Origin of the sequence: Streptomyces pseudovenezuelae, from assembly GCF_001513955.1 — a bacterium.
Classification (GTDB): Bacteria; Actinomycetota; Actinomycetes; order Streptomycetales; family Streptomycetaceae; genus Streptomyces; species Streptomyces pseudovenezuelae.
Genome location: NZ_KQ948155.1, coordinates 136,318 through 156,451, shown reverse-complemented (window position 1 = coordinate 156,451; position 20,134 = coordinate 136,318). Strand labels below are relative to the sequence as shown.

The 20,134-nt window shown below is 71.1% G+C and carries 21 protein-coding genes; 5 read left to right on the top strand and 16 right to left on the bottom strand.

Annotated features, from left to right (window positions below; all coding sequences use genetic code 11):
- Window positions 1-16: 16 nt before the first annotated feature.
- From AQI94_RS41155 to AQI94_RS41110, 10 genes are all read right to left on the bottom strand, one after another.
- A complete protein-coding gene (locus tag AQI94_RS41155) occupies window positions 17-718 on the bottom strand; it encodes a response regulator transcription factor (RefSeq protein ID WP_031047070.1) in 702 nt (233 codons plus the stop codon).
- 114 nt (window positions 719-832) lie between these two features.
- Complete coding sequence (locus AQI94_RS41150; protein ID WP_031047072.1) at window positions 833-2,593, bottom strand: immunity 49 family protein; 1,761 nt, start codon at window positions 2,591-2,593, stop codon at window positions 833-835.
- 80 nt (window positions 2,594-2,673) lie between these two features.
- Window positions 2,674-4,713: a pectinesterase family protein gene (locus AQI94_RS41145; protein WP_031047075.1), complete on the bottom strand. Its 2,040-nt coding sequence runs from the start codon at window positions 4,711-4,713 to the stop codon at window positions 2,674-2,676.
- A gap of 79 nt (window positions 4,714-4,792) precedes the next feature.
- Window positions 4,793-5,650: a hypothetical protein gene (locus tag AQI94_RS41140; RefSeq protein WP_031047080.1), complete on the bottom strand. Its 858-nt coding sequence runs from the start codon at window positions 5,648-5,650 to the stop codon at window positions 4,793-4,795.
- Window positions 5,651-5,782: 132 nt separating this feature from the next.
- Window positions 5,783-7,246 (bottom strand): sensor histidine kinase, encoded by a 1,464-nt coding sequence (locus AQI94_RS41135; RefSeq protein ID WP_031047082.1) that lies wholly within the window; start codon window positions 7,244-7,246, stop codon window positions 5,783-5,785.
- Window positions 7,243-7,980 carry a response regulator transcription factor gene (locus AQI94_RS41130; RefSeq protein ID WP_031047084.1) on the bottom strand — a complete coding sequence of 246 codons (738 nt, stop codon included), beginning with the start codon at window positions 7,978-7,980 and terminating at the stop codon, window positions 7,243-7,245. The genes AQI94_RS41135 and AQI94_RS41130 overlap by 4 nt, the downstream gene beginning before the upstream one ends.
- 109 nt (window positions 7,981-8,089) lie before the next feature.
- A complete protein-coding gene (locus AQI94_RS41125; protein ID WP_062230317.1) occupies window positions 8,090-8,269 on the bottom strand; it encodes a hypothetical protein in 180 nt (59 codons plus the stop codon).
- Between the two features lie 28 nt (window positions 8,270-8,297).
- Window positions 8,298-9,452 carry a S1C family serine protease gene (locus AQI94_RS41120; RefSeq protein WP_031052014.1) on the bottom strand — a complete coding sequence of 385 codons (1,155 nt, stop codon included), beginning with the start codon at window positions 9,450-9,452 and terminating at the stop codon, window positions 8,298-8,300.
- Between the two features lie 143 nt (window positions 9,453-9,595).
- A complete protein-coding gene (locus tag AQI94_RS41115; protein WP_078902847.1) occupies window positions 9,596-10,618 on the bottom strand; it encodes a LacI family DNA-binding transcriptional regulator in 1,023 nt (340 codons plus the stop codon).
- A 119-nt stretch (window positions 10,619-10,737) separates the two neighbouring features.
- The gene (locus AQI94_RS41110) at window positions 10,738-11,505 is read right to left on the bottom strand and encodes a winged helix-turn-helix transcriptional regulator (RefSeq protein WP_031052020.1); all 768 of its coding nucleotides are present in this window, start codon (window positions 11,503-11,505) and stop codon (window positions 10,738-10,740) included.
- 118 nt (window positions 11,506-11,623) lie between these two features.
- On the opposite strand from AQI94_RS41110, the gene AQI94_RS41105 reads away from it, so the two are divergent.
- From AQI94_RS41105 to AQI94_RS41095, 3 genes are read left to right on the top strand one after another with little or no spacing between them, the layout of a single operon-like run.
- Window positions 11,624-12,472, top strand: a complete 849-nt coding sequence (locus AQI94_RS41105; protein ID WP_031052023.1) for an alpha/beta hydrolase — start codon at window positions 11,624-11,626, stop codon at window positions 12,470-12,472.
- 38 nt (window positions 12,473-12,510) lie between these two features.
- Window positions 12,511-12,765, top strand: a complete 255-nt coding sequence (locus tag AQI94_RS41100; protein ID WP_031052027.1) for a MoaD/ThiS family protein — start codon at window positions 12,511-12,513, stop codon at window positions 12,763-12,765.
- A 2-nt stretch (window positions 12,766-12,767) separates the two neighbouring features.
- Complete coding sequence (locus AQI94_RS41095; RefSeq protein ID WP_062230316.1) at window positions 12,768-13,931, top strand: hypothetical protein; 1,164 nt, start codon at window positions 12,768-12,770, stop codon at window positions 13,929-13,931.
- Here AQI94_RS41095 and AQI94_RS41090 read toward each other — a convergent pair.
- From AQI94_RS41090 to AQI94_RS41065, 6 genes are all read right to left on the bottom strand, one after another.
- A complete protein-coding gene (locus AQI94_RS41090) occupies window positions 13,924-14,313 on the bottom strand; it encodes a VOC family protein (RefSeq protein WP_031051808.1) in 390 nt (129 codons plus the stop codon). The genes AQI94_RS41095 and AQI94_RS41090 overlap by 8 nt on opposite strands.
- A gap of 10 nt (window positions 14,314-14,323) precedes the next feature.
- Window positions 14,324-14,584: a DUF3099 domain-containing protein gene (locus AQI94_RS41085; protein WP_031051809.1), complete on the bottom strand. Its 261-nt coding sequence runs from the start codon at window positions 14,582-14,584 to the stop codon at window positions 14,324-14,326.
- A 75-nt stretch (window positions 14,585-14,659) separates the two neighbouring features.
- Window positions 14,660-14,947, bottom strand: a complete 288-nt coding sequence (locus tag AQI94_RS41080; protein ID WP_007382995.1) for a DUF1416 domain-containing protein — start codon at window positions 14,945-14,947, stop codon at window positions 14,660-14,662.
- 59 nt (window positions 14,948-15,006) lie between these two features.
- Window positions 15,007-15,846, bottom strand: a complete 840-nt coding sequence (locus AQI94_RS41075; protein WP_031051810.1) for a sulfurtransferase — start codon at window positions 15,844-15,846, stop codon at window positions 15,007-15,009.
- A gap of 417 nt (window positions 15,847-16,263) precedes the next feature.
- Window positions 16,264-16,992, bottom strand: coding sequence for an LmeA family phospholipid-binding protein (locus AQI94_RS41070; protein ID WP_031051811.1), 729 nt, complete (start codon window positions 16,990-16,992; stop codon window positions 16,264-16,266).
- A 242-nt stretch (window positions 16,993-17,234) separates the two neighbouring features.
- Window positions 17,235-17,597, bottom strand: coding sequence for a DsrE family protein (locus AQI94_RS41065; protein ID WP_031051812.1), 363 nt, complete (start codon window positions 17,595-17,597; stop codon window positions 17,235-17,237).
- A gap of 109 nt (window positions 17,598-17,706) precedes the next feature.
- Between AQI94_RS41065 and AQI94_RS41060 the strand changes: the two genes are divergently transcribed.
- Together AQI94_RS41060 and AQI94_RS41055 are read left to right on the top strand one after the other, a co-directional pair.
- Window positions 17,707-18,465 (top strand): hypothetical protein, encoded by a 759-nt coding sequence (locus AQI94_RS41060; protein ID WP_225890408.1) that lies wholly within the window; start codon window positions 17,707-17,709, stop codon window positions 18,463-18,465.
- Window positions 18,462-19,304: a hypothetical protein gene (locus AQI94_RS41055; protein WP_078902844.1), complete on the top strand. Its 843-nt coding sequence runs from the start codon at window positions 18,462-18,464 to the stop codon at window positions 19,302-19,304. Before AQI94_RS41060 ends, AQI94_RS41055 begins: the two co-directional genes overlap by 4 nt.
- The last annotated feature ends 830 nt before the right edge of the window (window positions 19,305-20,134 follow it).

Below are 20,134 nucleotides of genomic sequence, written 5' to 3'. Positions count from 1 at the left end.
CCTCACCCGCCGGCCCTCACCCGCCGGCCCTCACCCGCAGGCTGTAGCCCATCCCCCGCACGGTCTGGACGATCCGCGGTTCGCCGCGGCTCTCCAGCTTCCGGCGGACGTACATCACGTACACGTCCAGGGTGTTGGAGGACGGTTCGAAGTCGAAGCCCCAGACCTCCTTGAGGAGCTGGGTGCGGCTGAGAACCTTGCCGGGGTGGCGCATCAGGTGGACGAGGAGGGCGTACTCGGTTCGGGTGAGGTCGAGGGGGCGGGTGCCGCGGGTGACCGTGCGGGTGCGGAGGTCCACGGTGACGTCCTCGAAGGCCAGACGGTTCGACGGCGGGCGCGCCGGGGCGGGTCGGCGGGCGGTGCGGCGCAGCAGGGCGCGGACCCGGGCGAGGAGTTCCTCCGGGGCGAACGGCTTCATCAGATAGCCGTCGGCGCCGTTGTCCAGGGCGACGATACGGTCGCCCACCGCGTCCCGGCCCGTGATCATCAGGATCGGGACCGTGGACCCGGAGGCCCGGATCCTGCGGGTCGCGGCCAGGCCGTCCAGGCCCGGCATGGAGACGTCCATCAGCACGAGGTCGGGTGCGTCGCGCACGAGGTCCAGGGCCGTCCGGCCGTCCTCGGCGAGCACGGTCTCGTACCCCTCGAATCTGAGCAGCCGGCCGAGACCCTCCCGTAGGTCCTCGTCGTCGTCGGCCAGCAGAATCTTCTCCGCCATCCCGCCAACACTGGAGCTCGGCGCTGTGGTGCGGCTGGCAGGGGGATGTGGCTGAGCTGGGTGCGCCCTCCCTGCCGAGGACCGGCCCCGCCCGGCCACCACCGCCCCGCCCGGTCAGAAGGGCTCCGCCGCCGCCACGATCCGCGCCGGCAGATACGGCGACCGCACCCTGATCTCCCAGCCCCGCCGGCGCGCGTGGCAGACGAGGGCCAGGACGTCGAGGCTGAGGACGGCGTCGGGGTCGGAGGGGCGGTCGGCGACGGCGTAGTGGTCGCGATGGGCCGTGAGCGCGTCCAGGAGGGCCAGGTTGAAGCTCTCCTCGTCCCCCTCGACGAGCTGGGAGAAGAGCACCGCGGGCGGTGGCAGGACCCCCTGGTCGCGGGCCTTACCGGCGTCCCGCAGCGCCTGGTCGGTGGCGGGCTCGGGGTCCTCGCCGCGCAGATAGGCGTGCAGGGCCCGCCGGTAGGAGGCGGACACGGAGCGGTCCGGGCCGACCCGCTCCGGCCCCGCCAGGACCAGCGGCGCCAGATGCTCCCGGCGGCCCGTGATCAGCGCGAGGTGCACCGCCCGGTGCCAGGCCCCCGGACCGGCGTCCTCGTCCCGGCAGGCGGGGTACGTCACCGTCCTGCCGTCGATCGTGACCGGCACGTCGGTGCCGGGCTCCGCCAGCGTGGTGCGGAACAGCGCGGCCCCCAGCTCCGCGGCCAGCCGCAGGTTCTCCAGCTGGCCGTCGCTCGCGTCGGGCGCGTGCGAGGCGCGGGTCCGGAAGAGCAGCTCCTGACAGGTGACGGCGTAGGCCAGCTCGAAGGTGGTGAGCGGCCTGCCCGGCACCGGGGTGACGGCGTCGCGGGTGTACCGCTCGAACTGCTCCTCGCTGTCCGGGTCCAGGGGGCTCGGCTCCAGGGATCGCGCGAACTCAACGACCCCCGCGGCGAGTTCGGCCACCGCGTCCGGGCGGCGGTCCCGGCCGTAGGGGCCCACCCGCGGCGGTGTGGCCCGGAACCCGGTGACCAGCGCGTCCGGCAGGTAGTCGCTGTCGACGGCCGGCGGCCAGCCCGCGTCGCGGTGGGCCAGCGCGGTCAGGGCGATCGGCAGGAGGGGGAGAAGTCCGCCCGGGCGCGCTCCCGGCCCGGGCGTGCGGGTCAGCGGCTTCAGCAGGCGGACCACCGCCCCGCCGAACTCCTCCCGGTCGCCCGCGGCCAGCGCGCGCAGCGCCCGCAACCCGATGCCGTAGGGCTGGTCGGTCAGACGCTCACCGGTCTCCGTCTCCAGCGCCCGGACCCGCTCCAGCGCCGCGTCCAGCGCGCTGAGCTTCTGTGCGCGGGAGGGCGGGTAGGTGGCGTCGTCGTCGGCGGTGTCGCCGATGACGTACGCCATGAAGCCGTTGATCAGTTCGGCGTCGGGGTGTCCGGAGCGGCCCTGCTGCGGCGCCTCGCGCGCGAAGTGGAAGGCCTCGCCGTGCCATTGGGTCTTCTCGACGAGGATCGCCAGGCAGAAGGCGTCCAGCCACCTGGCGGCAGTGACCGGCTCCGGGGTGCCGCCGGGCTCGCGGTCGTACTCCAGGCCCCAGTCGGGGTAGCTGAGGAAGACCTCGAAGTGGTCGCGCGGGAAGTACGCCGCGTACGCCACCGCGCCGGCGGCCGCCTCGGCGGCGTCCTCCAGGACCGCCTTCGCCTCGGGGGAGTGCAGGTCGGGGGTCTCCACCGAGAGCGCGCCGAGATACTCGACGAACTCCTGGGCGATCAGCCACCACTCCCACGCCGTCACCGGGCCGGCCTTGGACAGGGAGTGGACCTGCGAACCGATCCTGTTCGCGAAGTCCTTCCGCACCGCCGAAACGGCCGCCTCGCCGACCCGATGCCTCTCGATACGCATCATTGTTCCGCTCCCCCGTCAGTTCTGCTCGATCCGAACGACCAGCCTAGAACGAGGCACTGACAGAGGAACGGAGCAGATCAGGACGCGCTCGGCGTCCAGTCGCCCAGCCAGTCCGCGACCTCCTGACCGGTGGCCTGGGCGTCGGTCAGCTGCGGCCGGTTGCTGCTCGCCGCACCCGAGCCCGCGCCGGTGTTCCGGTACTCCGCGAACCGGTCGTCCTTCCAGGAGAAGCCGCTCATGTCGGTCCACGGCGTGGACTTGATCGCGGCGCTCAACGACGTGTTGCGGACGGTGGTCTGCGGGTCGAGGGTCGTGTCGCCGCCGGCGTGCCAGGGGCGGCCCAGGTAGAAGCTCGCGGCGGAGACGTCCCCGTTGACCGTCGAGTTGGCGATGAGGATGCCCTTGCGGTTCGCGGCGGTGCTGGGGGCGGTGACGTAGCCGGCCGAGGTGCCGTTCCAGCGCTTCTTCAGCGTGATGACGGACTTGTCGATCACGGCGGTGGCCCGGCCGAAGATGAAGTCGACGTTGCCGATGACATAGGAGTTGGTCATGTAGACCCGGCCCAGCTTCTCCTTGGCCGCGGTGTCCACGAGGAGCGTGTCCTGGTCGCCGCTGACGATGACCCCGTCGAGGAACACCTTGTCGGCGGCGGTGCGCAGGGCGACGGCCTGGTTGGCGATGTCCTGGTGAGCGGCCTCGTCGAAGTCGTTGGAGACCGTCAGGTTGCGGGCCTGGAAGTCGTCGGCCTCCACGGCGACGGTGGCGCTGCCGCCGGTGCCGTAGGTGCCCGAGCCGTCGGGCTTGGGCGTGCCGGACGCGTTGTTGTAGACGATCACCGTGTCGTTACGGCTGGAACCCGTGCCCTGGATGGTCACGTGCGGCTTGTTGGACGGCACCTTGACCAGTTCGCGGTACGTCCCCGGCTTCACGGAGATCACCACCCGCGAGGAGTTGTTCGCCGGTACGGCGTTCACCGCGGCCTGCACGGTCGAGTACTGGCCGCTGCCGTCCTTGGCGACGGTGAGCGTCGTGGCCGCCGCCTTGGTGGTGGCCGTGGCCGTCGTACCGATCGAACCGCGCGGCCCCGCACCCGACTTCAGCAGCGCCGGGACATCGGCCGTCTTGTCGAGCGTGTAGGCGTAGTACGTCCTCGGGTCGAAGGCGGTGCCCCCGCTCTCGTTCCTGCCGCTGGTGCCGACGAAGGTGTTGCCCTTCTGGACGATGCTCGCGGTGCTGTCCTTGATGACGGGGTTCTTGAAGCCCTGGAACCAGGAGTTCTCCAGGACCATCTTCGTGGCGCCGCGCGAGTAGTTGCCGTAGGAGGAGGTGATGTCCGTCCCGGCCACGTCCTCCAGGAAGTTGTTGTAGAGGTGCGCGTGGGCCGCGTTGTCCGTGGACGGGTTCCGCTGCTCGGTCTCGCGGATCCAGTTGTGGTGGACGGTGATGTCGGTGACGACGTTCTCCGTCCAGCCGATGCCGAACGCCTTGTTGTCCTGGCTGAGTTTGTTCCAGGAGACCGTCACGTACGTGCTGTCCTTGCGGACGTCGATGAGCCCGTCGGCCATGTGCCGCAGGTCGTTGTGGTCGATCCACACGTGGTGGGCGCCGTCCATCTGGATGGCGTCGAAGTCGTGTTCCTTGTCGTTCCAGACGTCCTGGTAGGCGTCCCGGATCGTCAGGTTGCGGATGATCACGTTGTGCACACCGGAGCCGAGGAAGAACCCGCCGCCGACGATCTGTCCGGAGGTCCCGGAGCCGACGATGGTCTTGTTCGACTGGACCTTGATCTCCTTGCCGACCGGGTCCATGGTGATCGTCGCGGCGACGACGATGACGTACGGCTCACTGGCCGTCGCGTACTTCTCCAGGTCCGCGAGCGACTTCACGGTGACGATCTGACCGTCGCGGCCGCCGTAGGTCCCGTTCTGCCCGAGGGAGTTGACGGAGGCGAAGCCGTCCGCGGTGGCGGTGGCCCAGGCGGGGGCGGCGGTGGTGGCGGCGGAGGCCTCGGGCTGGGCGCCGGGCAGGAAGCCGTAGGCGAGTCCTCCGGCGGCCGTCAGGGCGAGCGGAACACCGAGGGCGAGTGCGGTGGTGCGGCGTCGACGATGCTGGGCCATGGGGTCATCCGATCCGTGCGGGGGTAGGGACCGCAGAGCAGTCGCCACCCCCACACGGAAGGTTGCCGCCTGAATTCGCCTACTTGGCGCAGGACTTCGGGTCGAGGCTCTCCTGCCACTTGTCCTCACGGCCGTCGGGCTGACCGCTCGGCAGGAGCTTGTCGGAGATGCCGTCGATGTAGTAGCCGTACGAGTAGACCGACTTCCAGCTCGCGTCCCGGCCCCGCCAGGTGTGCGCGGTCACCTCGCCGTCGCCCTTGTTCCACTGGTAGTCCTCGACGTAGAACACCGGGTTCACGCGGACCACCCGCTGGTACGGCGTCCACGTGGTCGCCACCTGGGTGCACGGTGGTATCGACTTCTCGCTGCGCCGCTCGAAGGACGAGGTCTTCTCCCAGCCCCACTCGTAGCCGGCGCTGCCGCCCAGGGTGCCCGAGAAGATGCTCTTGGCCAGGGACAGGCTGATGTTGGCACCGACGCTCTTCTTGGCGAAGGTCTTGGTGCTGTACCCGCTGACGAAGGTCACCTTGTCCTCGGTCGTGCCGTGGTTGCCGGTCCACTCGGAGGTGCGCACGGGCTCGCCCTTCACGGACCAGGTCGAGGCCTGCGCGTACCCGCACCAGCCGCGGAACAGCTCCCACGGCCCGGCGGGCACCCACAGCCCGAACACGTCCCGCAGGTACTCGTCGTGGGTCTTGAACTCACCGGTGTCGACGTTCAGCGCGCCGTAGACGCCGGTCAGGCTGGACTCCTGGCCGCACAGCCGGTCCAGCATGACGTCGGTGTTCCCGGGGTCCACGCCCCGGACGTTCTGGGCCCCGCCGGGCCCGGCGGCCTGGGCGGTCCCCGAGCCGGCCAGCAGGCCGGTGACGGCGAGGGCCGCGGACGCGGCGGCCAGGGCGCTCTTCTTCAGAGTCGATGCACGAAACAGACGCATGGGGGGTTCTTCACTCCTGAGTGCTGAGGACAGATGCGTGGGGCACCTGTGCGACACCTCAGGAAGCTGGCAGAGAACCCGTGAGTAGGGTCGGGAACGCGTGAAGGTTGACAGGACATCGACAGCTTGAGGTCACTGGGCGGCGGCGGGAGCCTGCGGTGGCGGAGTCGGCGCCCCCGGCAGCCGTACGGTCGCCACGGTGCCGCCGTCCTCGGCGTGGTCGAGGGTGACCTCGCCGCCGGACTGCTGGACCGTGCGGGCCACGATGGACAGGCCGAGGCCGGAACCGGGCAGGGCGCGGGCGCTGGGGGAGCGCCAGAAGCGGTCGAAGACGTACGGGAGTTCCTCGGCGGGGATGCCGGGGCCGTGGTCCCGGACGGTCAGGACGCCCTGGGCGAGCCGGACGTCGATGATCCCGCCCTCGGGGCTGAACTTCACCGCGTTGTCCAGGATGTTGACCACCGCGCGCTCCAGCGCGGCCGGTTCCGCGCGGGTGTACCAGGGCTCCAGCGAGGCGTTGATGGTCAGCTCCGGGCCCCGCAGCCGGGCCCGGCGCAGCGCCGCCTCGACGGTGTCCTCCAGCGAGACGACCTGCACGCGTTCACCGCGCTGGCCCTCCGAGCGGGACAGTTCCTGCAAGTCGCCTATCAGGGCGGCCAGTTCGGTCATCTGCGCCTTCACCGAGGCGAGCAGTGCCTTGCGGTCGGCCTCGGGCAGGGGGCGGCCGGTCTCCTCGCTGCGGGTGAGGAGCTCGATGTTGGTGCGCAGGGAGGTGAGCGGGGTGCGCAGCTCGTGCCCCGCGTCGGCGATGAGCTGCTGCTGGAGCTCGCGGGAGCTGGCGAGGGAGCTGGTCATCGAGTTGAAGGAGCGGGACAGCCGGGCGACCTCGTCCTCGGCGTCCTCCTCCACGGGAATGCGGATACCCAGGTCCTCGGTCCTGGCCACGTGCTCGACGGCCTCGGTGAGCTTGTCGACGGGACGGAGACCGGCACGAGCGACGAAGAGACCTGCGGCCCCGGCACCGAGGACTCCGATGCCGGAGACGAGGAGGAGGATGAGGGCGAGGTCGTTGAGGGTCTTCTCGGTGTTGTGCAGCGGGAGGGCGATGAGAATGGCCGCCTTGGAGGTGGCGCCCGTGTCCTTTTCCGTGACCGTGTATCCCGGCAGCGCGAGGACACGTACGTTGTTGCCGTCCGCGTCGGTGCTGTTGTGGATGACACCCTGGCCGGGCTGCCCGTTCTCGATCAGGTCCTTGTCGGCCTGGGTGACCTTGACCGCGCCGAGGGAGTACGGGAAGACACAGGTCTTGCCGCTCTCCGCGACCACCTGGAAGTAGGTGTTGCGGGGGCCGTCGGTGTTCTGCGAGGAGGTCTGGGTGGTGCAGTCGCCGACCGCCGCGTTGGCCTGACCTTCGAGCGCCGGCCCTCGCACCGACTTCTGCAGGTCGTTGTCCACCTGGTCGTACAACTTCCCCTGCACGATGAACCAGCACGTCACCGACACCGCCGCCACCGCGAACGCCACCGCCGCCGCCACCAGCAGCGCCAGCCGTGAGCGGATCGGAAGGGACCGGTAACGCCGTGCGAGCCGGTTCACTCCGCGCCGCCCTGCCGCAGTACGTACCCCACGCCCCGCACCGTGTGCACGAGCCGAGGCTCACCGCCCGCCTCCGTCTTGCGGCGCAGGTACATGACGTAGACGTCCAGCGAGTTGGAGGAGGGCTCGAAGTCGAAGCCCCACACCGCCTTCAGGATCTGCTCGCGGGTCAGCACCTGGCGCGGGTGGGCCATGAACATCTCCAGCAGGGTGAACTCCGTACGGGTCAGCTCCACCGGCCGCCCCGCCCGGGTGACCTCACGCGTCGCGAGGTCCATGCGCAGGTCGGCGAAGGTGAGTGCCTCGTCGTCGTCGACGGACGCCGCCCCGGCCGCCGCCGCGTACGAGCTGCGCCGCAGCAGCGCACGGACCCGGGCGAACAGCTCGTCCAGCTCGAACGGCTTGACCAGGTAGTCGTCGGCGCCCGCGTCGAGCCCGGTGACCCGGTCGCCGACCGTGTCGCGGGCCGTCAGCATCAGGATGGGGGTCGTGTCGCCCGCGCCGCGGATGCGCCGGGCGGCCGTGAGCCCGTCCATGCGGGGCATCTGGATGTCGAGGACGACCAGGTCGGGCCGGTACGCGGTCGCCTTGTCGAGTGCGTCCGCGCCGTCCACGGCGACCTCGGTGTCGTAGCCCTCGAAGGCGAGGCTGCGCTGGAGTGCTTCGCGCACCGCCGGCTCGTCGTCGACGATCAGGATGCGCTGGGGGTCACGGTCGCCTTCGGCGGGGCTCATGGCTGGGGATTCCTCGGGTGCGGTGGGGAGAACAGGGGACTGAAGGTAGTGAACGCTTTCAGCCTCGCACGGTTCCCCGGTGGCGCTGAAGGACGTGCTCTGCGGGGGGTCAGCCGCGTACGGAACGGCGGCGGCCGCGGGCGGCGCCCGCCCCGCGGCGGGCCGGTGCCGTGGACGCCACCTCGGGCGCCCGGGGCGTCGGGGCGTGCAGTGCGTACGCCACGTCGAGGGCCAGGGCGAACCCGGCCGGGTCGGTACCGGCCACCGTGTGCGAAACCTGCTTGATCATGACGTACTCCTCGCGGGGGGTCAGGGGGTCAGCTGTCGGTGCCGCCGGCCCGCAGCGTGGCCAGGTCGGACTTGACGGTGTTGATCGGGATGGAGAAGCCGAGACCCGCGCTGCCAGCCGTGGACGAGTCCGAAGTGGCCGAGTACATCGCCGAGTTGATGCCGATGATGTTGCCGTTCATGTCGATCAGCGCGCCGCCGGAGTTGCCCGGGTTCAAGGACGCGTCCGTCTGGATCGCCTTGTACGTCGTCGTGGAGGAGCCGGTGTCGCCGTTGAACTGCTGGCCGCCGAACTCGAACGGCCACTGGCCGTTGCCGCCGCCCTGGCCCTGGCCCTGGCTCTGACTCTGGCCCTCGTCGGTCGCGACGGTCACGTCGCGGTTCAGGGCCGAGACGATGCCGCTGGTCACGGTGCCGGTCAGACCCTCGGGGGAGCCGATCGCCACGACCTGGTCGCCGACCTGGACGCCGTCGGAGTTGCCGAGGGTGGCCGGGGTCAGGCCGGAGGCGTTCTCCAGCTTGATGAGGGCGAGGTCCTTCTTGCTGTCGGTGCCGACGACCTTCGCGGTGTACGTCTTGCCGTCGCTGGTGCTCACCTTGACGGTGGAGGCGCCGGAGATGACGTGGTTGTTGGTGATGATCTCGCCGTCACTCGTGATGATCACGCCGGAGCCGGTGGACTCCCCGGCGTTCGAGGTGGCGTTGATCTCGACGATGCTCGGGCTGACCGCCTTGGCGACCCCGGCGACCGTGCCCTTGGCGGAGGACGGCACCACGTTGGTGCTGGTGCTGCTGGAGGCGACCGTGTCGTTGCCGGTCAGTTCCTGGATGCCGTAGGCGGTGCCGCCTCCTATCGCCGCGGCGACGATCGCGACGGCGGCGAGGAGGGCGAGGGGGCCGCGGGTGCGCCTCCGGGGAGCGGGGGCCGGTGCCCCGGGCTCCGCGGGGGCCGGGGTGAGGAGAGCGGTTCCGCCGCCGCCGTCACCGCCGTAGGAGCCGGCGCCCCCGGAGGCGAAGGCGGCGGGCTGAGCGTGGGCCGGGGCCTGCGGGGGAGTGGCGGGCGGCTGAGCCGGCGGGGGCGGCCACTCGGGGTTCACGGGCGAGGAAGCGTGCTGCTGCTGGGCGCCCTGGTAGGGGTTCTCGTACTGCTCGTACTCGCCGTCGCGGCGGAAGCTCTCGGTCATGACAAAAAGCTTGTCCCGCGACCATGAGAGCTTGCTGAGTGCTCCCTGAGAAGCCCGGCAGAACCTCGTATGCCCGATATAAAGGCGCCGCTGGCCTCCGGCCGGGCGTTCTCAGACAGTTCTCAGAAACTCCCGCGCAGCCGTCAGTCGCAGCCGCAGGAGCGCCGCACGACCAGCTTCGACGGGAACACCTTCAGCCGCTCCCGGCGGGAACCGGCGACCCGCAGCCCGTCGTCCAGCACGAGATCCACGGCGGCCCGGGCCATCGCCGAGCGGTCCGACGCGATGGTCGTCATGGGCGGATCGGCGAGCGCGGCTTCCTTGATGTCGTCGAACCCGATGACCGCCAGCTCGCCCGGCACGTCGATGCGCAGCTCGCGCGCGGCCCGCAGCAGGCCGATCGCCTGGTCGTCGGTGGAGCAGAAGATCGCGGGCGGCCGATCGGGCCCGGAGAGCACCCCGAGCGCCACCTGGTAGGCGTCGTAGCGGTTGTACGGCGCCTCGAAGAGCCGTCCCTCGGTCGGGAGCCCCGCCTCCTCCATGGCCCGCCGCCAGCCCTCGACGTGATCGGAGACCGGGTCGCCGACGGAGGGGGTGTCGGCGGTGCCGCCCATACAGGCGACGTAGGGGTAGCCGTGGCCCAGCAGATGCTCGACGGCGGTCTTCGCTCCGGAGAGGTCGTCCAGGACGACGGCGACGTCGTCGATCGCCTCGGGCCGCTCGTGCAGCAGGACGACCCGGGCGTCCCAGGCGTCGATCTCGGCGGCCGCGTTGTCGTTCAGCGCGTGCGAGACCAGGATCAGCCCGGAGACCCGCATCCCGAGGAACGCCCGCAGATAGTGGACCTCGCGTTCGCCGATGTAGTCGGAGTTCCCGACGAGCACCATCTTGCCGCGCTCGGACGCGGCCTGTTCGACCGCGTGCGCCATCTCCGCGAAGAACGGCTGGCGCGCGTCCGGCACGATCAGGCCTATGAGATCGGTGCGCCGCGACGCCATCGCCTGGGCGACCCGGTCGGGCCGGTACCCCAGCTCCTTGATCGCGGCGAGGACACGCTCGCGCGTGGCCGGGGCGACCGGCCGGGGTCCGTTGTTGATGACATAGCTCACTACGGCGGTGGACGTTCCCGCCAGCCGCGCCACGTCATCCCTGGTTACCTTGGCCACGCGCGGAGTCTACGCGGATAAACCCGCTCTGGGCAGGGCGTGAAGGACCTCCCTGTACTCCCGCCGAGCGGTGCGCGGGAGTACGTCGGTGCCGAAGCCATGCCCATGCGCGGTGCCCGCTACGCCTCTACGTCTTCGAGGGCGGCGCTGTCGTCCGCATCCTCCGTCTTTGCCCGGTCCGCCCTGGCCTTCGCCTCGTCGGTGGCGCGGTCGCCCTTCTCGGGCGTAACGAATCGATAACCGACGTTGCGGACGGTCCCGATCAGCGACTCGTGCTCGGGGCCGAGCTTCGCGCGCAGCCGTCGTACGTGCACGTCGACCGTCCGGGTGCCGCCGAAGTAGTCGTAGCCCCAGACCTCCTGCAGCAGCTGTGCGCGCGTGAAGACGCGGCCCGGGTGCTGGGCGAGGTATTTGAGGAGCTCGAACTCCTTGAAGGTGAGGTCGAGGACCCGGCCCTTGAGCTTCGCGGAGTAGGTCGCCTCGTCGACCGACAGGTCGCCGTTGCGGATCTCCATGGGGGAGTCGTCGTTGACGATCTGCTGGCGGCCCATGGCCAGGCGCAGTCGCGCCTCCACCTCGGCCGGTCCCGCGGTGTCGAGGAGCACGTCGTCGATGCCCCAGTCGGCGGTGACGGCGGCGAGGCCGCCCTCGGTCACGACGAGGATCAGCGGACAGCCGGGCCCGGTCGAGCGCAGCAGCTGGCACAGGCTGCGGACCTGGGGCAGGTCACGGCGTCCGTCGATGAGGATGACGTCGGCGCCGGGGGTGTCGACGAGTGCGGGGCCCTCGGCCGGAGCCACGCGCACGTTGTGCAGGAGCAGGCCGAGGGCCGGCAGCACCTCCGTCGACGGCTGGAGGGCGTTGGTCAGGAGCAGCAGAGAACTCATACGTCTGGTTCCTCCTCGGTCCCGCGAGGTCACGGCTTTCGTATACAGGGGTATCCGAAAGCACAAAAGGACCCGGGGGCTGCATTGCCCGAGTCCTGTTCCGACGAGAATAGCCCACATGAGCATTGATCCGGCAGGTCGTGTGCTGCGTTCCACGGGAAGTCCGCACTCTGAGACGCGCAGACATGCACCTATACGGACGTTTCTGTACACCGACGACGGCGTGACGATCGATTCCGTATACGATCCGCCCGCCGTCGTATACGAAGCCTCCCGGCCACCCTCGCGTGACCTGGTGTTCGTGATCGCGCACGGTTTCACCGGCGACGTGGATCGCCCGCATGTTCGCCGGGTGGTGGAGGCGCTCACGCGGTACGGCGCCGTCGTCACCTTCTCCTTCCGCGGCCACGGCGCCTCCGGCGGCCGCTCGACGGTCGGCGACCGCGAGGTGCTGGACCTGGCCGCCGCGGTGGCGTGGGCCCGCGAACTCGGTCACGCGCGCGTGGTGACCGTCGGCTTCTCCATGGGCGGCTCGGTGGTGCTGCGGCACGCGGCGCTGCACGGGCGGGAGAACGGCGCCGGCGCGGACGCGGTGGTCTCGGTCAGCTCCCCGGCCCGCTGGTACTACCGCGGTACGGCCCCCATGCGCAGGCTCCACTGGCTGGTGACCCGCCCCGCCGGCCGACTGGTGGGCCGCTACGGATTCCGCACCCGTATCCACCACCGGGACTGGAACCCGGTCCCCCTCTCCCCGGTCGAGGCGGTCCCGGGGATCGCCCCCACCCCCTTGCTCATCGTCCACGGCGACCGCGACGGCTACTTCCCCCTCGACCACCCGCGGATGCTCGCGGAGGCCGCCGGCGACCACGGCGAGCTGTGGATCGAGCCCATGGGCCACGCCGAGCACGCGGTCGGCGACGAGCTGCTGGACCGTATCGGGGACTGGGCTGTCACAGCGGGCGGCTAGCCTGGGCCCCGTACACCATCGATCGATTGAGGAAGCGGATGCCAAAGGTCACGGTGCGCTACTGGGCCGCCGCGAAGGCCGCGGCCGGGATCGCCGAGGAGCCGTTCGACGCGGCCACCCTCGCCGAGGCGCTGGACGCGGCGCGCGGGCGACACCCCGGTGAACTCGTGCGCGTCCTGCGGCGATGCTCGTTCCTCGTCGACGGTGACCCCGTGGGCACCCGCGGACATGAGACGGTACGGCTGGCCGACGGCGGCACGGTCGAGGTGCTCCCGCCGTTCGCAGGAGGGTGACGATGACGAACCAGCCGTACGAGGGCTACGACCAGTACCCGCAGCAGGGCTGGCCGGCCCAGCAGGAGTACGACGACCCGCAGGCCGCCCAGCAGCACTACACCCAGCAGTGGCAGGGCCAGACCTGGGACACCCAGGTCCAGGCACCGGCCGCGGGGGCCGCGGAGACGGCGTATCTGCCGCAGCAGGCGTACGACGCCCAGGCCCAGGGATACGGCACGGGCCGGCAGGAGGCCGCCGCACCCGGGCAGGACCCCGGCGCGTACGGCTCCCCGGCACCGGCTCCCGGCCCTTATGGCTCCGCCCCCTACGAGCCCGCGTCGCCCACCCCTCCCGGACCCGGCACCCACGGCTCCGGGGCCGCGTCCGCCTCCGACTACGGCCCCGCCACCGTCGCCGGCAACGCCCGGGTCACCGACGCCCAGCGGGCCCGGCTCGAAGGCCGGTCCCCGATCATCGAGCCCGGCATCCAGCCCGCCGCGCTCACCGCGCTGCTCGGCCTGCTGCTCTCCGGTGCGGCGGCCGTCGGCTCGTACGCCCTCCTCGTGCCCCTCGTCGTCCTCCAGGCCGTCACCGCGGCCGGCTGGTTCCGGCTGAACGGCATGTGGCCCGCCCGGCAGGGCATCGCGCTGGCGTTCCTCGGTGCGCTGGTCGCCGACGCGGCCCTGCTGACGGCCGGCCGGGAGAACGCGCCCGCGGCGATCCTCGGCACCCTCGGCATCTGGGTCCTGCTCACTTTGGTCATGCAGCTCCGCTCGCACGCCGACCCGGACGAGCGGATGTACGGCCTGATGGCGACCGTCGCCTCGGCGGCCCTGGCGATCGTCGCGACCGGCCACCTCGCGGCGGACCCGGACGCGGTGACGGTCGGCGCGGCCGCGGTGGCCGTGGCGGTCCTGGCCCGCGCGCTGCCCCTGCCCACCCCGGCCTCCGTCGTGGTCTCGCTGCTCGCCGCGGCGGGCGCGGGCATCGCCGTCGGCGGCATGACGGGCCTCGGCGCGAAGGGCGCCCTGCTCGGCGCGGGCGCCGCGGTGTGCGCGCTGATCGGCCACCGGGTCGCGAGCTACGACTACCCGTCCCGCTTCGTGCACTTCACAGCCGGCGTGGCCCTGCCACTGGCCGCGGCGGCCCCGGCGGTGTACGTGCTGGGCCGGGCGATCAGCTAGGCGTCTCGGTCCAGAGGCAGAAAGGGTGCCCGGCCGGGTCGTAGAGCACCCGTACGTCGTCCTGCGGCTGGTGATCGGCGGGCCGTGCCCCCTCCGCCACCGCCCGCGTGGTCTCGGCCTCCAGATCGTCCACCTCGATGTCCAGGTGCAGCATCATCTGCTGGTCGCCGGGCTTTCGGGTGGGCCAGACGGGCGGCACGTACGCGGGTTCGGTCTCGAAGGCCAGGGACGTGCCCCCGGTGCCGGGCGGCGGGCCGATGAGGACCCAGTGCGGCTCCTCGGCGCGCACCACGTACCCGAGGAGGCGCTGGTAGAAGGCGGCGAGTTCGTGCGCGTCGTGGGCGTCGAGGACGACGGTGGACAGCCTCGCGGAAGAAGACATGCCCGCCTTCCTACTGCCGCCGTTTCTTCCCGTCCAGTTCGTCCCACCACTCGTCGGACTTGGGGTCGCCGGAGGGGTCGTCCCACCAGCGGTCGTCGGGGCCGCGCCGGTTGGCGACCATCGCGGCGACCGGCGGGATCACCATGGCGACCACGCACATGCCCACGGCCACCGGGATCGACCAGAGCCGCACGACGCCCCAGGCCAGGACGAACAGCCCGATGCACGTGCCCATCATGGCGAAGTAGACATGCCGCCGTCGCGCCAACATACGTCCAGCGTAGGCCGGGAAAGGCCGGAGGGCCGTACCCCTGGGGGTACGGCCCTCCGGTGTCGGTCAGGTGCCTCAGACGGCGATTGCGACCTCGGCCAGGCCGCCCTGCTGGGCGACGACCGTGCGGTCGGCGGTGCCGCCCGGAACCAGGGCGCGGACGGTCCAGGTGCCCTCGGCCGCGTAGAAGCGGAACTGGCCCGTCGCGGAGGTCGGGACCTCCGCCGTGAACTCGCCGGTCGAGTCCAGGAGGCGGACGTAGCCCACCACAGGCTCGCCGTCACGCGTCACCTGACCCTGGATCGTGGTCTCACCGGGCTTGATCGTCGAGGCGTCCGGGCCGCCGGCCTTCGCTCCACACATGTCGTTCTCCAAAGAGGGGTCTGACCGGAAGGAAGGCCGGTCGGGTTGGACGGGGTGTCTTACTTGTTGGCGCCGAGCTCGATCGGAACGCCGACCAGGGAGCCGTACTCGGTCCAGGAGCCGTCGTAGTTCTTGACGTTCTCGACACCGAGCAGCTCGTGCAGCACGAACCAGGTCAGGGCCGAGCGCTCACCGATACGGCAGTACGCGATGGTGTCCTTGGCGAGGTCGACCTGCTCGTCGGCGTAGAGCTCCTTGAGCTCCTCGTCCGACTTGAAGGTGCCGTCGTCGTTGGCGTTCTTCGACCACGGGATGTTGCGCGCGGACGGGACGTGGCCCGGACGCTGCGACTGCTCCTGCGGCAGGTGGGCCGGGGCGAGCAGCTTGCCGGAGAACTCGTCGGGCGACCGCACGTCGACCAGGTTCTGCGAACCGATGGCCGCCACCACGTCGTCGCGGAAGGCGCGGATGGACTTGTTCTGCGGCTTCGCCGTGTAGGTCGTCTCGGTCCGCTCCGGGACCTCCTCGACCAGCTCGCGGGCGTCCAGCTCCCACTTCTTGCGGCCGCCGTCGAGAAGCTTGACGTTCTCGTGGCCGTAGAGCTTGAAGTACCAGTAGGCGTAGGACGCGAACCAGTTGTTGTTGCCGCCGTAGAGGATCACCAGGGTGTCGTTGGCGATGCCCTTGGCCGACAGGAGCTTCTCGAAGCCCTCCTGGTCGACGAAGTCGCGGCGGACCGGGTCCTGCAGGTCCTTGGTCCAGTCGATGCGGATCGCGTTGCGGATGTGGTTCTTCTCGTAGGCGGACGTGTCCTCGTCCACCTCCACGATCGCGATGTTCGGGTTGTCGAGGTTGGCCTCGACCCAGTCGGCATCGACCAGGACGTCGCTGCGGCTCATGCTCTTTCTCCTCCGGGGCAGTTGCGGCGGGGCGTGCGGAAGGGTGCGCGGGGCGCACGGGTGCCTGAGAGTGCCAGGGCAGGGGGATGCGGAGGTCGGTGCCGTCCGCTCAGAAGGGGCGACAGAGCATGGCGGCGACGCGGCACAGGTCTACTGCCCGCCGCTTCGTGAGATCCGCCTGTCGCTTCATAGTGGTCGATCGTAGGGACGGACATACCGGCATGTCACCGGTGTGTCGCATGCTGAGACGCGATCGTCCGGGATGTGGGACCAGAAAGCCGCCCGGGCCGTGGTCGCACGGTTCCCGGGCGGGTGTAGTCGTCATCACATCTACGGTACGGACGTCACCGTCTCGCCTGTCGGACGCTAACGCGGCGGCGCGACGCCAGGCCTGTCGTTCGCCCCGCCCGGCTCGTCCTACCCGGCCAGCTTGACGCCCGAACCCTTCACCGCGATCTCCACACCGTTCGCACCCGCTTGGACCTTGTCGAGTGCGATACCGCCCGGCAGACCCTCGATCTTCTGGTCGAAGTCGGCGATCGAACGGAAGTCGGAATCGGCGAGGGTGATGTTCCCGAAGCTCGGGATCGAGTCGGCGTGCACGCGCACGGTGTCCCCGTCGACGACCGAGACGGTGCTGAGCACGGAGACGGGCTTCTCCAGGGCGCTCACCTCGATGTCGACCTTGATCTTGCCGTTCCCGCCGTCGGAGAGGCCGACGACCTTGGCGGTGACGCCGAGCGGGAGCTTGGCCTCCTGCGATCCGGCCGCCTTCAGCAGCTGGTCGTAGGCGATGGTCGCGGTCCCGGCGGCCGTGGTGGCGGTGGCGGAGCTGTAGTCGCCGGAGAACGCGACGCCCTTCATGGCGGCGTTCAGGTCGTCGATACGGATCGTGCCCCCGCTGGTGCCGGTGTCCGCGTCGTAGTCCTTCATCCCGACCTCGACGTCGTCGAGTTCACCGCCGGCCACCTGGGTCAGGAACGGGAACCCCTTGATGTCGACGCTCGGCGTCGTGGTCAGTCCCTCCTGCGTCTTCAGCCGGTCCGCGACCTCGCCCTCCGCGAAGTGGACCGCCAGACGGTCGGCGGCGACGAACAGCCCGCCGAGGATCACGGCGATGATCGTAAGTATTCGCAGGGCGCGCATGCGGTCGGTTCCCCCAGAGCGGCGGTGTGGTGGACGGACGGGTGGCCGTCGAGCGTGAGAGTAGTCCCGCCGGGCGGGGGGACAGCGAAATTGTCGATCACCTGTGACAGGGCGGGGGCGTTGTCGGGGAGTTGACCTCGTGCGCGTGGTGAGGAGGGGGCGGCTGCCTGCCCGCGACACCGGGCGCGCGCAGACCCTGGCCCCGCTCTCAGCTCTACGCCCTTCGCTCTCCGGCCCGGGGCTCAGTAGACGAGTGCCTGCGTCCCGTCGGCCAGCGCCTCCTGCACGAAGACCTGCGCCCCCGCGATCCGTACGCCCTCGATGACGTCCTTCTCCGTGATGTCCCGGCGGGCCGCGCACTGCGTGCACAGGGTGAGCCGGCCGCCCGCGAGGACCGACTCCAGCAGGTCGGGCAGCGGGGCCGCGTGCGGCAGTTCGAACTCGGCGGCCCGCCCCGGCAGTGCGAACCACGCCGACTCCCCGGTCAGCCACAGCGAGACGTCCACCCCGCTGGCCACGGCCACCGCCGCCACGGTGAACGCCTGCGAACAGCGCTCGGGGGCGTCGGCCCCGGCGGTCACCTTGATCACGAGCTTCTTCGCCATGGCCGAATCGTAACCAGCGTGGCTACAACTCCGGCCGTTGACCGTGAGTCACCTGTGCGCGTGTATATGACATGCGCGTTTCAGGCTGGGTGTGAGGGATGGCTTGCAAGTGCCCGAAGTAGCAGAAGAAACAGGGGAATCGGCCCGGGCGGGGGGCCGGTCGCCGCGCCGCCGCGGGCGGACCACGGCACTGATCGCCGGCGCCGCCGTACTCGGCGTCGTCGCCGGCGGCTGTACCGGTTATCTGATCCAGGCCGACCGTGAGCCGACGAAGCTGTCCTCGCTCTCGCAGTCGACGCTCGTCCAGGCCAAGGGCCCGGCGCCCGAGCCGCTGTCCGCCGCCGAGGACCGCCGCGTGAAGACCGACGGCGACCTGCGCAAGCTGCTGCTGAAGAAGCCGGGCGGGGCCAAGGCCGCCGTATGGGCGGGCATCGACGGCTGGATGACGCTGGCCGACATGGCGGAGTCGTACGAGAAGCCGGCCGGGGCGTTCAGCGACCTCGTCGCCGGCGAGTTCCGCCGCGCGGCCGACACCGGCTGGCGGGTCGGCAGCACCTACGGCGTCGAGATCCGCCTCGTCCAGTACCGGCAGGAGGAGGAACTGCAGGCCTCCGACAGGGCCGACAGCGAGAACTACTACGAGGACGCCGAGAGCGGCACCAAGAGCTGGCCGGTCGCTGGCAGCGACAACGCCATGGTCTACGTCCACACCAAGCCGGACACCAAGCCCGGTTATCTGCCGCAGTACAGCGCCACGGCCGTCGCCTGGCGGGGGGACATCGTCATGAAGATCTTCGTCTGGGACGCCAAGCCCATTCCGAAGGCGAAGATCATGGACCTGGCGGAGCGGCAGGTGAAGAAGCTGTGAGCGAGAGTGAGAACCAGCAGATGGGTGAGGTCGGTCCCGTGGAGCTCACGGTCTCCGGCGAGCCTGTGGCCGCTGCGCCCGCCGGGAAGCCGGTACGCCGAGGCCGTGTCGCCGCGGTCGTCGGGTCCGTGGTGCTGGCCGTGGCGGTCGTCGCGGGGGTCGGCTACACCGTGATCACCGTCGACGGCGCCGACCGCGACGCGGGTGCGCCCGTGTGGAAGTTCCCGAAGGGCGGGGCCGGCAAGGAGCAGGCGGCCGCGCCGAAGGGACTGTCGGCGATGCTCGTGCCGTACGGCGCCGACGGGTGGAGCCGGGGGCCGGACATCGGGGAGTACGGGTACGACGCCCGGCTCAGCGGTGCGCAGGCCACGGCGCTGCGCAAGAAGCCGTTCAGCATGCTGCCCCGGTCCCAGCGCAAGGCGGTGGAGAAGCAGATCGACAAGCAGCGCATCACGGGAATGGCGATGCGCAGCTACCTGAGCACCGAGGAACTGTCCTCCGTCTACACGGACAAGGCCTCCACCGTGACCATCGAGCTCTCGCAGCTGGACAACAAGGCGGCGGCGCGGGGGATCGCGGAGGCCGGGAAAGAGCTCCTCGCCGCCCTCGGCGATGCCGGGCGGGAAGGCCCCCGGGTCGAGGGCCACAAGGACGCCCGCTGCGTCCTGCTGCCGACGGACGACGACGAGAAGCTGGACGCGATGTTCTGCGCGGCCCGGCAGGGCAACGTCCTGGTCAGCCTCATCGCGGAAAGCGCCAAGCCCATGCAGCAGACGGGCATCGCGATGCTGCTGCGCGAACAGCTCGACCGCATCGCGGAACCGGGGGAGTCGGTATGACCGAGCAGACGGAAGAGAAGCCCGTCGGCTCCGCGGCAGCGGAACCGACTGCGGGTCCCGAGGCGGCCGGGGTGACGGATACGTCCGGCGAGCCCGGGAAGCCGGTGCCGGGGACCATCGTTCCCGGCGACCCGGCACAGCGGAAGGATCACCGACCGTCCACACCCGAGCGGGGGCCTGTGCCCGCATCCGGGCCTGAACCCGCGCACGCGTCTGAGGCCGCGGTGGCGCGCCCGTCCGAGCCTGCGCCGGTCCCGGTGACCGCGCCCGCCTCGGCGCCGGTGCCTGCACCCGTGTCGGAGACCGGGCCCGTCGCCGAGTCGCAGGACGCGGCGGAGGCTGCGGTGGTGCGCGCGTCCGAGCCCCGGCCGGCCCCGGTGGCCTCGCCTGCCTCGGCGCCGGTGCCTGCACCCGTGTCGGAGACCGGGCCCGTCGCCGAGTCGCAGGACGTGCCCGAGGCCGCGGCGGTGCGTGCATCCGAGCCCGTGCCGGCCCCGGTGGCCTCGCCCGCCCCGGCGGTGGTGTCTGCACCCGTGTCGGAGACCGGGCCCGTCGCCGAGTCGCAGGACGTGGCGGAGGCTGCGGCGGTGCGTGCGTCCGAGCCCCGGCCGGTCTCAGTGGCCTCGCCCGCCCCGGCGGTGGTGCCTGCACCCGTGTCGGAGACCGCGCCCGCCTCCGAGCCGCACGACGTGCCCGAGGCCGCGGCGGTGCGTGCATCCGAGCCCGTGCAGGGCCCGGTGGCCGCGGCTGCCTCGGCGCCGGTGCATGCACCCGTGTCGGAGACCGCGCTCGCTCCCGAGCCGCAGCACGCGCCTGCAGCCGCGGCCGCG